The 14,526-nt window shown below is 67.3% G+C and carries 13 protein-coding genes and 2 tRNA genes; 7 read left to right on the forward strand and 8 right to left on the reverse strand.

Features of this window, described 5'->3' with window-relative positions; genetic code table 11:
* Nucleotides 1–9 precede the first annotated feature (9 nt).
* A complete protein-coding gene (locus FZ983_RS00955) occupies nucleotides 10–516 on the reverse strand; it encodes a hypothetical protein (RefSeq protein ID WP_149221775.1) in 507 nt (168 codons plus the stop codon).
* Nucleotides 517–760: 244 nt separating this feature from the next.
* Between FZ983_RS00955 and mutS the strand changes: the two genes are divergently transcribed.
* The gene (gene mutS / locus FZ983_RS00960; RefSeq protein ID WP_149221776.1) at nucleotides 761–3,454 is read left to right on the forward strand and encodes a DNA mismatch repair protein MutS; all 2,694 of its coding nucleotides are present in this window, start codon (nucleotides 761–763) and stop codon (nucleotides 3,452–3,454) included.
* Nucleotides 3,455–3,556: 102 nt separating this feature from the next.
* Here mutS and FZ983_RS00965 read toward each other — a convergent pair whose 3' ends face one another.
* The 5 genes from FZ983_RS00965 to FZ983_RS00985 all read right to left on the reverse strand — a co-directional run bounded on the left by FZ983_RS00965 (nucleotide 3,557) and on the right by FZ983_RS00985 (nucleotide 9,551).
* Nucleotides 3,557–6,205, reverse strand: a complete 2,649-nt coding sequence (locus FZ983_RS00965; protein WP_188092221.1) for a valine--tRNA ligase — start codon at nucleotides 6,203–6,205, stop codon at nucleotides 3,557–3,559.
* 67 nt (nucleotides 6,206–6,272) lie between these two features.
* Complete coding sequence (locus FZ983_RS00970) at nucleotides 6,273–6,962, reverse strand: DUF2497 domain-containing protein (protein ID WP_149221778.1); 690 nt, start codon at nucleotides 6,960–6,962, stop codon at nucleotides 6,273–6,275.
* A gap of 96 nt (nucleotides 6,963–7,058) precedes the next feature.
* Entirely contained in the window at nucleotides 7,059–8,462 is a 1,404-nt protein-coding gene (locus tag FZ983_RS00975) for a TolC family outer membrane protein (RefSeq protein WP_149221779.1), read from the reverse strand.
* 2 nt (nucleotides 8,463–8,464) lie between these two features.
* A complete protein-coding gene (locus FZ983_RS00980; RefSeq protein WP_149221780.1) occupies nucleotides 8,465–8,791 on the reverse strand; it encodes a rhodanese-like domain-containing protein in 327 nt (108 codons plus the stop codon).
* A 103-nt stretch (nucleotides 8,792–8,894) separates the two neighbouring features.
* Entirely contained in the window at nucleotides 8,895–9,551 is a 657-nt protein-coding gene (locus tag FZ983_RS00985; RefSeq protein ID WP_149221781.1) for a protein-L-isoaspartate O-methyltransferase, read from the reverse strand.
* A gap of 328 nt (nucleotides 9,552–9,879) precedes the next feature.
* Here FZ983_RS00985 and FZ983_RS00990 point away from each other — a divergent pair.
* From FZ983_RS00990 to FZ983_RS01000, 3 genes are all read left to right on the forward strand, one after another.
* Nucleotides 9,880–9,953 (forward strand) — tRNA-Cys (locus FZ983_RS00990).
* 241 nt (nucleotides 9,954–10,194) lie between these two features.
* Nucleotides 10,195–10,270: transfer RNA gene (locus FZ983_RS00995), tRNA-Asn, on the forward strand.
* Between the two features lie 264 nt (nucleotides 10,271–10,534).
* Nucleotides 10,535–10,789 carry a hypothetical protein gene (locus FZ983_RS01000; RefSeq protein WP_149221782.1) on the forward strand — a complete coding sequence of 85 codons (255 nt, stop codon included), beginning with the start codon at nucleotides 10,535–10,537 and terminating at the stop codon, nucleotides 10,787–10,789.
* Nucleotides 10,790–10,797: 8 nt separating this feature from the next.
* On the opposite strand, the gene FZ983_RS01005 is transcribed toward FZ983_RS01000, so the two are convergent.
* Together FZ983_RS01005 and FZ983_RS01010 are read right to left on the reverse strand one after the other, a co-directional pair.
* A complete protein-coding gene (locus tag FZ983_RS01005; protein WP_149221783.1) occupies nucleotides 10,798–11,037 on the reverse strand; it encodes a hypothetical protein in 240 nt (79 codons plus the stop codon).
* An 80-nt stretch (nucleotides 11,038–11,117) separates the two neighbouring features.
* A complete protein-coding gene (locus tag FZ983_RS01010) occupies nucleotides 11,118–11,297 on the reverse strand; it encodes a hypothetical protein (protein ID WP_014247878.1) in 180 nt (59 codons plus the stop codon).
* 216 nt (nucleotides 11,298–11,513) lie between these two features.
* On the opposite strand from FZ983_RS01010, the gene FZ983_RS01015 reads away from it, so the two are divergent.
* The 3 genes from FZ983_RS01015 to FZ983_RS01025 all read left to right on the forward strand — a co-directional run bounded on the left by FZ983_RS01015 (nucleotide 11,514) and on the right by FZ983_RS01025 (nucleotide 14,505).
* On the forward strand, nucleotides 11,514–12,530 hold the full coding sequence (locus FZ983_RS01015) for a S1C family serine protease (RefSeq protein WP_149221784.1): 1,017 nt from the start codon (nucleotides 11,514–11,516) through the stop codon (nucleotides 12,528–12,530).
* Nucleotides 12,531–12,615: 85 nt separating this feature from the next.
* Nucleotides 12,616–13,227, forward strand: coding sequence for an NUDIX domain-containing protein (locus FZ983_RS01020; protein ID WP_149221785.1), 612 nt, complete (start codon nucleotides 12,616–12,618; stop codon nucleotides 13,225–13,227).
* 276 nt (nucleotides 13,228–13,503) lie between these two features.
* Nucleotides 13,504–14,505 carry a cysteine synthase A gene (locus FZ983_RS01025; RefSeq protein WP_149221786.1) on the forward strand — a complete coding sequence of 334 codons (1,002 nt, stop codon included), beginning with the start codon at nucleotides 13,504–13,506 and terminating at the stop codon, nucleotides 14,503–14,505.
* Nucleotides 14,506–14,526 lie beyond the last annotated feature (21 nt).

A 14,526-nucleotide genomic window follows, 5' to 3' on the forward strand; every position in this document is an offset into this window, starting at 1 on the left:
AAGGCCGCTTCACGCCTCCCGCACCGACACATGGACATTCCCGCCGCCCTCGCGGTCCAGCAGGGCGGAGGCTTCCCGTTCCTGCTCGGGCGTCTCGACGCGCACCCACAGGATGACGCCGCCGGCCTCCAGGGCGCGGGTGAACTCGTCGGGCTTGGGGTGGCTGGTCAGCTCGTCCAGATAATCCTTGATCGCCGCCCCGCCCACGCCCGCAGCGACCAGGGCGGCCAGCGCCGCTTCGATCGGGCCGCCGACGATGGCGATCAGGCCGGCGGTGGTCAGGGGAAAGGCGTATTTCAGCTCACCCACCAGACCGGTCAGCGCCTCATCCCGCGGCTTGCCCTTCTGATCGGCCGCATCCAGCGAGGCATGGCTGGCCAGGACCGACAGGTCGGCGCGGTCGAAACCGGCGGCCAGCAGCGCGTCGACCGCTTGGTTGAAGCCGGCGCGGGTGGAAAAGAGGGCAACGACCTCCCGCACCTCGGCGGGTGCCGTATCCTGGGTCGTTTGCGTCATGATGGCCGTCTCCCTATTTTCATGGTCGGAGCTCCGTCCGATCGCGCGGGTTCCCCCGCAAGCGTCCCGGCGGGGCCCTGCCCTATTGTAGCGACCGGCGGCGAGCGCCAGTCAACCGCCATGGGGACGCAGCCGGGGCCGGTCATCCGCGCCAGATTGCCCCAACACCGGCCATCCCGCCTATCCCGCGGCTGCATATCCCGTGATAGGGTGCACCCCTGAAACAACACCCATCCACCGCCGCATGGTTCCCGTGTCCGACACCGCAGAAATCGTCATCCCGCCCGACGCCACGCCGATGATGGCGCAGTATCTGGAGATCAAGCAGGCGCATCCCGATTGCCTGCTGTTCTACCGGATGGGCGACTTCTACGAGATGTTCTTTGACGACGCGGTGAATGCCGCCGCGGCGCTGGACATTGCGCTGACCAAGCGCGGCCAGCATCTGGGCGAAGACATCCCCATGTGCGGCGTGCCGGTGCACAGTCACGAGAATTACCTGCAGCGCCTGATCCGCCAGGGTTTCCGCGTCGCCATCTGCGAACAGATGGAAGACCCGGCGGAGGCGAAGAAGCGCGGCTCCAAATCGGTGGTGAAGCGCGGCGTCATCCGCATCGTCACCCCCGGCACCCTGACCGAGGACAGCCTGCTCGATTCCCGCTCCTCCAACTGGCTGGCGGCGGTGGCGGAGACGGCCGGGGGGCTGGGGCTGGCCTGGCTGGAGATGTCGACCGGCGAACTGGTGGTGCAGCCGGTGGAGCGGACCGGGCTGGGTGCCGCGCTCGGCCGGCTCGACCCGCAGGAAGTGCTGATCTCCGAAAAGCTGTCGCAGACGCCGGAGCTGTTCGAGCTTTGGGGAGAATGGAAGTCGCGGCTGACCGTGCAGCCCACCCCCCGTTTCGACAGCGAGAACGGCAAGCAACGCCTGCTGACCCAGTATGGAGTCGGCACGCTGGACGCCTTCGGCAGCTTCACCAGGGCGGAGGTCGCGGCGGCCGGTGCGCTGGTCGGTTATGTCGAGCTGACGCAGAAGGGCCGGGTGCCCCGGCTGTCGCCGCCGCGGCGCGTCGGGCCGGGCGCGGTGATGGAGATCGACGCTTCCACCGCCCGCAACCTGGAACTGACCCGGACGTTGACCGGAGAGCGGCGCGGCAGCCTGCTCGCCACCATCGACCGTACCGTGACGGGGGCGGGCGCGCGGCTGCTCTGCGCCCATCTCGCCGCCCCGCTGACCGATCCCGCCGCCATCGGCCGCCGGCTCGACATGGTGGAGTTTGCGCTGACGGAGGAGCGGCTGCGCGGCGACCTGCGCCAGTCCCTGCGCAGTTGCCCCGACCTGGAACGCGCGCTGTCGCGCCTGACGCTGGGCCGCGGCGGTCCGCGCGATCTGGCCGCCATCCGCGACGGGCTGCGGCAGGCGGGATCGATCCGCGAACTACTGGCCGGGGCCATGCCGCTGCCGGACGGGCTGGCGGCGCTTGACAAGCGGCTGGGCGCCCATTCGGAACTGGTCGACCAGCTGACCCAGGCGCTGGCGTCGGAGCTGCCGCTGCTGGCCCGCGATGGCGGCTTCATCGCCCGCGACTACAGCTATGCGCTGGACGAGCTGGTGACCTTGCGCGACGAGAGCCGGCGGCTGATCGCCGGGCTGCAGGCCAAATACGCCGAGATCGCCGGGGTGCCGTCGCTGAAAGTCAAGCACAACAACGTGCTGGGCTATCACATCGAGGTCACCGCCGCCCATGCCGACAAGCTGATGTCGGACCGGGCGCGCGAGGTGTTCATGCACCGCCAGACCATGGCGAACGCCGTGCGGTTCGGCACGGTGGAACTGTCGGATCTGGAACGCCGCATCTCCGAGGCCGCCGACAAGGCGCTGGCGGTGGAGTTGGAGCTGTTCGCCGGGCTGGTGGACGCGGTGGCCGCCCGCGCCGATGCCATCGCCCAGGCGGCGCATGCGCTGGCGGCGCTGGACGTCGCCACCTCGCTGGCAGAACTCGCGGAAGAGCGGCGCTACAGCCGGCCGCTGGTGGACGACAGCCTCGCCTTCGCCATCAAGGGCGGCCGGCATCCGGTGGTCGAGGCGGTGTTGGACGCCGCCCATGGCGGGCCGTTCGTCGCCAACGACTGCGACCTTGCGCCCGACAACCGGCTTTGGCTGCTGACCGGTCCGAACATGGCCGGTAAATCGACCTTCCTGCGCCAGAACGCGCTGATCGCCGTGCTGGCCCAGATGGGCAGCTTCGTGCCGGCGGAGCGGGCGCATATCGGCGTGGTCGACCGGCTCTACAGCCGCGTCGGCGCCGCCGACGACCTCGCCCGTGGGCGGTCCACCTTCATGGTGGAGATGGTGGAGACGGCGGCGATCCTGAACCAGTCCGGGTCCCGCGCCCTGGTGATCCTGGACGAGATCGGCCGCGGCACCGCGACCTTCGACGGCCTGTCCATCGCCTGGGCCTGCGTCGAGCATCTGCACGACGTCAACCGCTGCCGCGCGCTGTTCGCCACGCACTATCACGAACTGACGATGCTGGCCTCCAAGCTGCCGGCGCTGTCCTGCCACACCATGCGGATCAAAGAATGGCAGGGCGACGTGGTGTTCCTGCACGAGGTGACGGCCGGTGCCGCCGACCGCAGTTACGGCATCCATGTCGCCAAGCTGGCCGGCCTGCCGCCCGCCGTGGTCGGACGGGCCGACGAGGTGCTGAAGCTGCTGGAATCGGGCGACCAGAACGCGACGATCCACCGGCTGGCCGAAGACCTGCCGTTGTTCAGCGCCGCGTTGAAGCGGCCGGCGCCGAAGGCGGAACCGGTGGCCGAGGCGCCTGCGGGACCGTCGCCGGTGGAGGAGGCCTTGGCGGGAATCGACCCCGACAGCCTGACGCCGCGCCAAGCCCTGGATGAGCTTTACCGCCTGCGCGGGCTGCTGCGGCACTGAGCCAAAGCCCCTGCCCCGCTCGCCGGCACCGGACGCCGAAAACAAAAAGCCCCTCCCCCGCAGTCGCGAGGGAGGGGCTTTTCCTTTACCGCTCGCCGACGATCAGCCGGCCAGCATCTCCAGCGCCTTCTGCAGCTTGTCGCGAGCCTGGTCGGCAGCCTCGCGGCGGTCGCGCTGCTCCTCGATCACCTCTTCCGGAGCCTTGGCGACGAACTGCTCGTTCGACAGCTTGGCGTCGATCTTCTTGATCTCGCCCGCAAGCTTGTCGATCTCCTTGGACAGGCGCGCCTTCTCCTTGTCGAGATCGACGATGCCTTCCAGCGGCAGCACCAGGGTGGTCTCGTCCAGCACCGCCTGCACGCTGCTCTTCGGAAAGTCGCCCTGCAGCGGCTCGACGCTGGACAGGCGGGCCATGCGCAGGATCAGGTCGCGGTGGGTGTCCAACCGTTGCAGGCTGACCGCGTTCGGGTCCTTCAGCTTCAGCTCGATCTGCGCCGCCGGCGGGACGTTCATCTCCGACCGCATGGAGCGGACCGAGGTGATCAGTCGCACCACCCAATCCATCTCGTCGCGCGCGGCCGGATCGACCATGTCGGCGGCGAATTCCGGCCATTCCGCCGAAATCAGGCGGTTGGCGCGGGCAGGCGACAGCTGCTCCCACAGCTCTTCGGTGATGAAGGGCATCAGCGGGTGCAGGATGTGCAGGATCTGGTCGAGCACCCAGGCGGTCGTCGCCCGAGTCTCGGCCTTCGCCGCTTCGTCCGACCCGGCCAGGATCGGCTTGGTGAACTCCATGTACCAATCGCAGAAGGTGCCCCAGGTGAACTGGTAGGCGGCACCGGCGGCCTCGTTGAACTTGTAGGCGTCGATCGACTCGGCGACCTTCTTCGCCGCATCGGCCAGCGCGCCGACGATCCAGCGGTTGACCGTCTGGGTCAAGCCGACCGGCTTGTAGCCGGCGACCGGCTCGCAGCCGTTCATCTGGCAATAGCGAGCGGCGTTCCACAGCTTGGTGGCGAAGTTGCGATAGCCCTCGACCCGGTTCACCGCCAGCTTGATGTCGCGGCCCTGCGCCGCCATAGCCGACAGGGTGAAGCGCAGCGCGTCGGTGCCGTACTGGTCGATGATCTCCAGCGGGTCGATGACGTTGCCCTTCGACTTCGACATCTTCTGCCCCTTCTCGTCACGGACGAGGGCATGGATGTAGACGGTGCGGAAGGGCACATCCTTCATGAAGTGCAGGCCCATCATCATCATCCGGGCGACCCAGAAGAAGATGATGTCGAAGCCGGTCACCAGCACGTCGGTCGGGTAATAGCGGTCCAACTCCGGCGTCTGGTCGGGCCAGCCGAGCGTCGAGAACGGCCACAGCGCCGACGAGAACCAGGTGTCGAGCACGTCGGCGTCGCGGGTCAGTTCGACGTCCTTGCCGTAATGCTTCGCTGCTGCAGCGCGCGCCTCCTCCTCCGTCTCCTCGACGAAGAAGGTGCCGTCCGGACCGTACCAGGCCGGAATCTGATGGCCCCACCAGATCTGGCGGCTGATGCACCAGGGCTGGATGTTGCGCATCCATTCGAAATAGGTGTTCTCCCACTGCTTGGGCACGAACACCGTCTTGCCGGTCTCCACCGCCTCGATGGCCGGCTTGGCCAGCGTCGCGGCGTCGACATACCATTGGTCGGTGAGCCACGGCTCGATGGCGACACCGGAGCGGTCGCCGTGCGGGACCATGTGGGTGTGCGGTTCGATCTTCTCCAGAAGCTCCAGCGCTTCCAGTTCGGCGACAACCTTCTTGCGCGCCTCGTAGCGGTCGAGCCCGCGATAGGCCTCGGGAACGTTGTCGTTCAGCCGGGCGTCGCGATCCATGATGTTGATCTGTTCGAGGCCGCAGCGCTTCCCGACCTCGAAGTCGTTGAAGTCGTGGGCCGGCGTGATCTTCACCGCGCCCGACCCGGTTTCCGGATCGGCATACTCGTCGCCGACGATCGGGATCAGGCGGCCGACCAGCGGCAGGCGGACCATCTTGCCGATCAGGTCCTTGTACCGCTCATCCTCCGGATGCACCGCGACGCCGGTGTCGCCCAGCATGGTTTCCGGACGGGTGGTGGCGACCACGATGAAGCGGCCCTCCTCCCCGTCGATGGGATAGCGGAAGTGCCAGAGGTTGCCCTTGATCTCTTTCTGCTCGACCTCCAGGTCGGAGATGGCCGTGTGCAGCTTCGGGTCCCAGTTGACCAGCCGCTTGTCCTTGTAGATCAGCCCCTGGCGGTGCAGCTCCACGAACACCTTGCGGACGGCACGGCTCAGCCCCTCGTCCATGGTGAAGCGCTCGCGCGGCCAGTCCGGCGAAGCGCCCAGGCGGCGCAGCTGGCGGGTGATGGTGCCGCCCGATTCGGCCTTCCATTCCCACACCTTGTCGATGAAGGCGTCGCGGCCGAAATCGTGGCGGGTCTTGCCGTCCTTCGCCAGATTGCGCTCCACCACCATCTGGGTGGCGATGCCGGCATGGTCGGTCCCCGGCTGCCACAGGGCGTCGCGGCCGCGCATGCGGTTGTAGCGGGTCAGCACGTCCTGGATGGTGAAGGTCAGCGCATGGCCCATGTGCAGGCTGCCGGTTACGTTCGGCGGCGGCATCATGATGGTGTAGGGCTTGCCGTTCCCCTGCGGCTGGGCGGCAAAGGCGCCCGACTCTTCCCACAGGCGGTAGTGCTTCTCCTCGACCTCGGCGGGCCGGTACGTCTTTTCCAACATCACCACGAACTTTCGCTAGAAACGTCTCAACCGGGGATCAGAAAGGCGGGGCTCAAGAAAGGCAGGATCAGAACTTCTGCGACCGCCGGATCATCCGGTCGATCTCCTGCTGTACGAGCCGCTCGACGACCGTCGGCAGATTCTCGTCCAGCCACTCCTTCAACAGCGGCTTCAGCAGTTCGCGCACCACCTCCTCCACCGTGCGGATGCCGATGGGCATCGGGCCGATGGACAGGTCGTCGCCCAACTCGCGCGCCAAATGGGTCAGGTGATGCGAGGCATCCTCCGCCGTCCGGCGGGAGATCAGCCCGTCATCCACCTCGACCGGCCGGCGGCGCGGACGCGGCGGGGGCGGCGGCTCGTCATCCTCGAACTCGTCGAAGGCCGGCATCGGCCGGCGCGCCGGGCGCGGCGGCGGCATGGGTTCGGGTTCCGGCTCCTCCCAACGGGGCGGAGGAGGCGGCGGGGGTGGAGAAGGCTCCGGAAACGCCGGCTCGTCGGGCCAGGGATCGGGGTCCGGCTGACCGAAGTCCGGGCGCTCGTCCGGCTCGTCCTCCACCATCTGGGTCAGTTCCAGGACGTCGTCGTCCTCATCCACCGGCGGGGGCGGCGGAGGCGGCGGAGGGGGTGGCGGCGGAGGAGGCGGCGAAGGCGCCTGGGTTTCCGACTTGGCCGGCTCACCGTCCTCGGAAATGATCCGCCGGATGGAGGCGAGGATTTCCTCCATCGAAGGTTCTTGCTGGCCCTTATCGCTCATCGTGGCAACCCGAGACGTCAATCCGACCCAAACCTAGGGCAGGGATGACAAAAAAGCCATAATACAAAAACGGCCCGCTTTCGCGGGCCGCTTCGTTCATTCGGTTACCGAAGTTCCGAACCACTTGCCCCGCGTCTTATCGTAATTCGCCTGCGGGTCGTATTTCTGGACCGGCAGGTTGAGCCGGTCGGCGGTCAACTGTCCGCTGGCCGCCAGAACATTGAAGGCCGCGACCATCTCGTCGTGCTGGGCACGGACTAGGAAGACGCGGGCGTTCAACAGTTCCTGTTCCTGGTTCAGCACATCGAGCACGGTGCGCGACCCGACCTGCGCCTCCTGACGGACGCCTTCCAGGGCGATCTGCGCCGCCTTGATCTGCGCCGAATAGGATTCGATGCTGGCGCGCGCGGTCTGCAGGGCCTGCCAGGCGCTGACAGCCGACTCGGTCACCTGACGGCGGCTCTCCTCGATCTGCAGGCGAGCCTGGTTGGCCGTCTGCTTGGCCTCGCGGACCAGTGCTTCGGGCTGGCCGGCCTGATAGAGCGGGATGGTCACCTGGGCGGTGATCTGCGCGCTGTCTGAGCGGTTCAGCTCGACGCCGGACGTGCGGCCCGGATCATAGGTGCGGGTGCCGCTGGCCGACAGGTTCACCGACGGCAGCAGGCGGCCGTACTGCTGGTCCACCGCCTCGCGCTGGGCCGCCTCGGAGTAGGAAGCCGACAGGATGTTGGGGTTGTTGGCACGGGCCAGTTCGACCAGCTCGTCCAGGTTCTTCGGCAGGCGGAAGGCCGGCTTGGGTGCCTTCAACTCGCCGGGGGCCGAGCCCACCAGACGCTCGTAGGTCGCGCGGGAGGCGCGGAGCGTGCCTTCGGCCGAGATCTTCGACGCGATGGCGGCCGACAGGCGCGACTCGGACTGGCTGACGTCGGTGCGGGTGTATTCACCGACGCGGAAACGGTCGCGGGCGGCGTCCAGCTGTCGGCGCAGCACCTGCTCGTTGTTGGTCTGCAGTTGCAGGATGGCCTGGTTCTGGACGATGTCCAGATAGGCCTGAGCAGCGGCGAGCAGCACCGACTGTTCCGACGCGATCAGGGTGGCGCGCTGCGCCTCGACCAGCCGTTCGGCGCGGCGGACGGCCGGAGCCACAGTGGCATCGTAGACCGGCTGGGTCGCGGTCACGCCGACGCTTTTCGCATTGGCCTCGGACCCCGTCGAACCGCCGTCGAATTTCGATTCGCCCATCGAACGCGTGATGCCGGCGGTGACCCGCGCCGTCGGCCGGTAGCCGGACAACGCCTGGGGCACGCCTTCATCGACGGCGCGCAAGCGGGCGCGCTGGGCGCCGATCGTCGGGTTGTTCGCATAGGCCTGGGCGAGGGCCTGTTCGAGGGACTGCGCCTGGGCCGTACCATCGCCGGTCACTGCTGTGCCCATGGTGGCGGTCAGGGTCAGGGCCGTCGCCAGCAGCCAGCGGCGCGCAAAACGGCTTCGCACGGTCATGTTCAGTAGACCTTCATGTTCGGGTCGATTCGGCGCGCCCAGGCATCGACGCCGCCATCGAGGTTGATGGCACGGTCGAAACCCTTGGAACGCAGCCACATGGTGACCTGCGCGCTGCGCCCACCGTGATGACACACGACGACGACGTCGCGGTCCGTCGGCAGCTCGTCCACCCGGCCGGGAAGCCCGTTCATCGGGATGTGCAGGCTGCCGTCGATGGCGCACAGCGCAAACTCCCACGGCTCGCGCACGTCGAGGACGACCATCGCGTCGCCGGCCTTCCGGCGACGGTCCAGCTCTTCCACCTCGATCTCAAACGGTGCGGCCATGGGTGTTCACTTTCGTGCAAGGATGGCGGCGACGGTAGCGCAGAACCGCGCAGAGGTAAACTGCACGGTTCAGTTCAAAGACCTCTCCAACCGGCTAAACCGGTCAGAACACGAAAGACGCCTTCTTTTCGAAGCCGGGCAGCGCGTGCGGCTTGGCTTCGAACAGGATGCGGCTGGACACGACGCCGGCGGTGCGCTGGAACAGGCGGACCTCTCCGACGCTGCTGCTGCCCTGAACCACGGCGACGAGGCGTCCGCCTTCGGCCAGCTGTTCGGTCAGCGCGGCCGGCACCTCCGGAACGGTACCTTCGACGACGATGACATCGTAAGGGGCGTTTTGGGCGTACCCCTCCGCCAGCGGGCCGGTGACGGCCTTGGCATTGGTGATGCCCTGCCCGGCCAGCGCCGCGGTCGCGGCGGCGGTCAGCCCCTCGTCGCAGTCGAGCCCGATCACCGAGGCGGCCAGACGGCCCAGCACGGCGGTGGAATAGCCGCCGGCCGCGCCGACGTCGAGCACCCGGTCGGTCTCCTGCACGGCGACCGCCTGCAGCATGCGGGCGAACACCATCGGCTCCAGCAGGAAGCGGCCCTTGCCGATGGGAAGATCGTCGTCGACATAAGCGACGCCGCGCGCCGACTCAGGTACGAAGGCTTCGCGCGGAAGCTCCGACAGGACATCGACGAGACGATGATCGGTCACCTTGTTGGGGCGGATCTGTCCCTCGACCATGAAATAGCGTGCGGCGGCGAAATCGGTCATGGCGGTCGCTTATTAATGTGTTGTGACGACACCGGCACCAAGCCGAACAGCGGACGGCTTCCTGCCATGGCGGTATATAGCCGCAAAGGCCGGGCGAACACAACGCCACAGGGATTCAGGCCACGGCTGTGTAGGGCCTTTGCCGGGAACCGGAAAAAACCGACCCCGGACGACCGCATCGGATTGAGCCGGCGGACAGGTTCGCACGGGACGTTCAACGATGTTCAAAAATCGTCACCATTCGCCTTGACCGCTCCGTTCCGTGCCGCTATACCACCGCTCCACACCGAGGGCGCACCGGAAACGGCGCGCCGGTGCCGGTCAGGATGGCGCGGTGGCAGAGTGGTGATGCAGCGGACTGCAAATCCGTGTACGTGGGTTCGATTCCCGCCCGTGCCTCCATACCTGACAACTTGACGATACAGTGACAGGCGACAGCCAAAGCCCCAGGCAACGGCCCGAACACAGCCCCGCTCCGGCGGGGCTTTTTGCGTTTGGGCCTTGTTTTCGCTGGTGGAATGGCCGCTCACCCCCTTCCGAAAATAAATTCGCTTTTCTGTCGGAATTGGCTTGGCAGGGCCGAACGGTTCGGCTATACACCCGCCACGCCAACAACGGCGGCCGCCGAAAGGCCGGTCACCGATCCCGGTTAGCTCAGTTGGTAGAGCAGCGGACTGTTAATCCGCTTGTCGCTGGTTCGAGTCCAGCACCGGGAGCCAGATTGAAAAAGCCGGATGCCCAGCGCATCCGGCTTTTTCTGTTTCCAGGCTATTGCTGCTTGACTGTGGCCCTTCAGTACCCGAATTCGGTTTAAAGCGGCCGGTCTAGGTCCGACGGCCGTCCGCTCTACTCAGAACTAGACCCAAAAGACGATCCAGACTTGCCGGAAGCGAAATGCCGCGCGAAGCCGCACGGCGTTAGACTTGATAACAATTCCGGACCTAAGTCGTGGGCCGGGCGTCTCCAGACGATGGAGGTTCGCCGTGCTTCTGCCATTCCAGTCCGAACGCTTCCGCACCGCCCCCCCGGTCGACGGCTCCGGCCATCGTCGATCGCCCGACAACGGCGAACAGCCGGTACGGACCATCGACTGCGTGACAGCCATCCTGCTGTTCGTCGCGGCGGTGCTGCTGGCCCTGCTGGCCTTCAGCGCCGATTGGGACGGGACGGCGACCGACAGCAGGCCGCAGGCCTACGAGAACACGCCGGTCCTGGTCATCCCGCCCCATCCGCGGTGACGCCCGGACTATTCGATCAGATCGTCGTATATGGTCCCGTCGGGGTCGGACGGATCGGCGCCGGCCGCGACGGCGACCCGTTTCCACTCCCCGCACCAGTCGGTGGACAGGGTGATGGGGAAATCGCCTTCCGGGCTGCGCGGGGTAACCACCGGCGGATAGCGCCGGCAGGTCCCCTTGGGCCCGCGCTGGCGGAGCCCCTGCCCCTCCCAGAATCGGCAGGTGTAGCAGGTGTCGAGTCGCTTCATCGCGGACCGGTCTCCTTCTGATGGCCGGCCTCATTGCCGGCCGCCCCGCCCGGTCGCCACGGTTGCCGCATTTCCTCCCCTCAACCGGTGGAGGGCGGCTTTCCCGGCCGGAGCGTGTTGGCGCACTTGGCGTAGTACGCCTTGATGTCCGCGTCCAGAACGCTGCGGCGGCGTCCCTCCTCCGACTCGTCCGGCGCGTCGCTCAGGCGCTGGAACTCCTGCACCGCCCGCTCCAGGTCCTGATCGCTGTTGATGGGCATGATATCGCCTTTCCGTATGACTCTTGGGTCGCACAGGACAACAGCGGGCGGCCCCGGTATGTTTCCGCACCTCCTGCCGGGCTCAAGACGAATGACGGCTTGATGAGCCGCGACTCGCACGCAATGTCATAACTGAGTCACCCGAGTCGCGACGGACAGGGCCGCGCGGCGGCGGGGGTGCCCTCTGGCCCTGCCATAGCGCGGGAGTTCGGTGTCATGCGGGTCCTCTCAACACCGGTCGCGCCGCGCTGGGCGGCCGGCTTTCTGTTCCTTGCCTTCGCTCTGGCCTTCGGCCCGGCCTTGGCGGCCGAACCGGAGCAGCTGGACCCGGAGCGCGTCGTCCGCTCCATCGTCGGCATCCGCGCCGTCGTGCCGCCCGACAGCCAGAGCGCCCGCAGCCTGGGAACGGAGCGCGAGGGCAGCGGCGTCGTCATCGACGGCTCCGGCCTGATCCTGACCATCGGATACACGGTGATGGAGGCCTCGCAGATCCAGGTCACCGCCGCCGATGGGCGCAGCCATCCCGCCAACATGATCGCCTACGATCCCGTCAGCGGGTTCGGCCTGCTGCGGGCGGAATTGGGATTCCAGGCGCCCTGGCTGCGGCTGGCCGATTCGGCGGCGGTGAAGGAGGGTGACACGCTGCTGGCGCTGAGCGGCGGCGACGGCCGCGGTGCCGCCGCCGTGAAGGTGGTCAGCAAGCGGGAGTTCGCCGGCTATTGGGAGTATCTGCTGGAGGAGGCGCTGTTCACCTTCCCGCCGATCCGCGCCTTCAACGGCGCCGCCCTGGTGAACCGCGAAGGCCGGCTGGTCGGCATCGGCTCGCTTCTGGTGATGGAGGCGATGGAAGGGCGCGGCCTTCCCGGCAACATGTTCGTCCCCGTCTCCGCCCTTGAACCAATCCTGGCCGACCTGCTCGCCTACGGCCGGCGGCAGGAGCCGGCGCGGCCCTGGCTGGGCGTCACCCTGCGGGAGGAGATGGGCCAGCTGATGGTGGAGAAGGTGTCGCCGCGCAGCCCGGCCGACTCGGCGGGCCTGCGCCCCGGTGACCGGATCGTAGGAGTCGGCGGTCAGCGCTTTACCGGACTGGCCGACTTCTACCGCAAGCTCTGGGGCCTGGGACCGGCGGGCGTGGTCGTGCCGCTGGAGGTGATGCGCGGCGCCACCTTGACCCCGGTGCCTGTGCCCTCGGCCGACCGCGTGAGGTTCCTGCGGCTGAATCCGACCCTTTGACCGCACCACCCGGCCGCGTGCTTGTCGGCTCCGTTCCGGCGGTGCACCCTGCCGGCAACAGCCATCCCCTGGGACCGTGCCGACCATGAACCATCCCGATATCGAGATTCTCGACAAGAAGACTCCCTACAAGGGCTTCCTGACCATCGACGTGTACCGCCTGCGCCACAAGAAGTTCGATGGAACCTGGACCGACGTGCTGCCGCCGCGCGAGGTCTGCGACCGCGGCGAGGCCGTGGGCGTCCTGCTGTACGACCCCGATCGCGATACCGTGGTGATGATCGAACAGTTCCGCGTCGGCTCCGCCGCGGCGGGCGGCCCGGCCTGGATGACCGAGATCGTCGCCGGCATGGTCGGTGAAGGCGAAACTCCGGAAGAGGTGGCACGCCGCGAATCGCTGGAGGAGGCCGGCTGCGAAATCCGCGAGATCGAGCAGATTTGCGACTATTACGTCAGCCCCGGCGCCTTCACCGAATTGGTCACCGTCTTCTGCGGCCGAGTCGACAGCCGCAACCTCGCAGCCTCCGGCGGGCTGGAGGAGGAGCACGAGGACATCCGCATCATGGCCCTGCCGGCGGATGAGGTGATCCGCATGATGGACGAGAACCGCCTGCGCAACTCCGTCGCCATCATCGCCATCGGCTGGCTCGCCCGCCATCGCGAGTCCCTGCGCAAGCGCTGGCTGGGTCAGGGGTGAGTGCGCTAGGTGCTTGCCCCCTCCCTTCTCATGCTGCGCATGGGTCCCTTCCCTCCCCCGCCTTCGGCGGTAGAGGGGAGAGTTTGCAAGGCGGCAGTCCCCTCTCCCACCGAAGGTGGGGGAGGGTTAGGGAGGGGGCATTCGAAGCCTGCACTCGATCAATTTTCACATTCAAACTGCGTTCAATGCAGCATTTCACACCCTCATCTTGAAACCGGTGACCGCAGCCCTGATAGTATCGGCAGCATTCCACATCAGACCTTGGGAGTACCCGTCTTGGACATCCGCAACGGCTTCATCGGCGCCATCGGCAACACGCCGCTGATTCGCCTGGAAGGGCCATCGAAGGCGACGGGCTGCGAGATTCTGGGCAAGGCGGAGTTCCTGAACCCGGGCGGGTCGGTGAAGGACCGCGCCGCCCTCGCCATCGTCCGCGACGCGGAACAGCGCGGGCTGCTGCGCCCCGGCGGCACCATCGTCGAGGGCACCGCCGGCAACACCGGCATCGGGCTGGCCCTTGTCGGCAATGCGTTGGGCTATCGCACCGTCATCGTGATGCCGGAAACACAAAGCCAGGAAAAGAAGGACATGCTGCGGCTGATCGGCGCCGACCTGCGCCTCGTCCCGGCAGTCCCCTATTCCAACCCCGACAATTACGTCCGCTATTCCGGCCGGCTCGCCGAGGAACTGGCGAAGACCGAGCCGAACGGCGTCGTCTGGGCAAACCAGTTCGACAACACCGCCAACCGCGAGGGGCACCGCACCACCACCGGACCGGAGATCTGGGAGCAGACCGGCGGCAAAATCGACGCCTTCACCTGCGCGGTGGGCAGCGGCGGCACGCTGGCCGGCATCGCCCTGGCGCTGAAGGAGCGGAACCCGAACATCCGCATCACGCTCGCCGACCCGATGGGTGCGGCGCTGTTCAGCTACTACACCAAAGGCGAGCTGAAGTCGGAAGGCAGTTCCATCACCGAAGGCATCGGCCAGGGCCGCATCACCGCCAACCTGGAAGACGCACCGATCGACGACGCAGTGCAGATCCCGGATGAGGAAGCGCTGCCGATCATCTTCGACCTGATCAAGACGCAGGGCCTGGTTCTGGGCGGCTCTTCGGGCATCAACATCGCCGCGGCGATGCGGGTGGCGCGCGACCTCGGCCCCGGCCACACGGTGGTGACCATCCTGTGCGACGGGGGGCAGCGTTACCAATCGAAGCTCTTCAATCCTGACTTCCTCCGTGAGAAGAATCTTCCGGTGCCAGACTGGCTGGCCTGAGTCCTTCCAAGGGAGCCCCAG

The organism is Azospirillum sp. B21 (assembly GCF_008364825.1).
Lineage (GTDB): Bacteria > Pseudomonadota > Alphaproteobacteria > Azospirillales > Azospirillaceae > Azospirillum.

Coding starts and splice junctions, on each gene's coding strand:
- FZ983_RS00955 (WP_149221775.1), bottom strand. CDS start 516: ATGACGCAAACGACCCAGGATACGGCACCCGCCGAGGTGCGGGAGGTC.
- mutS (WP_149221776.1), top strand. CDS start 761: ATGGTTCCCGTGTCCGACACCGCAGAAATCGTCATCCCGCCCGACGCC.
- FZ983_RS00965 (WP_188092221.1), bottom strand. CDS start 6,205: ATGTTGGAAAAGACGTACCGGCCCGCCGAGGTCGAGGAGAAGCACTAC.
- FZ983_RS00970 (WP_149221778.1), bottom strand. CDS start 6,962: ATGAGCGATAAGGGCCAGCAAGAACCTTCGATGGAGGAAATCCTCGCC.
- FZ983_RS00975 (WP_149221779.1), bottom strand. CDS start 8,462: ATGACCGTGCGAAGCCGTTTTGCGCGCCGCTGGCTGCTGGCGACGGCC.
- FZ983_RS00980 (WP_149221780.1), bottom strand. CDS start 8,791: ATGGCCGCACCGTTTGAGATCGAGGTGGAAGAGCTGGACCGTCGCCGG.
- FZ983_RS00985 (WP_149221781.1), bottom strand. CDS start 9,551: ATGACCGATTTCGCCGCCGCACGCTATTTCATGGTCGAGGGACAGATC.
- FZ983_RS01005 (WP_149221783.1), bottom strand. CDS start 11,037: ATGAAGCGACTCGACACCTGCTACACCTGCCGATTCTGGGAGGGGCAG.
- FZ983_RS01010 (WP_014247878.1), bottom strand. CDS start 11,297: ATGCCCATCAACAGCGATCAGGACCTGGAGCGGGCGGTGCAGGAGTTC.
- FZ983_RS01015 (WP_149221784.1), top strand. CDS start 11,514: ATGCGGGTCCTCTCAACACCGGTCGCGCCGCGCTGGGCGGCCGGCTTT.
- FZ983_RS01020 (WP_149221785.1), top strand. CDS start 12,616: ATGAACCATCCCGATATCGAGATTCTCGACAAGAAGACTCCCTACAAG.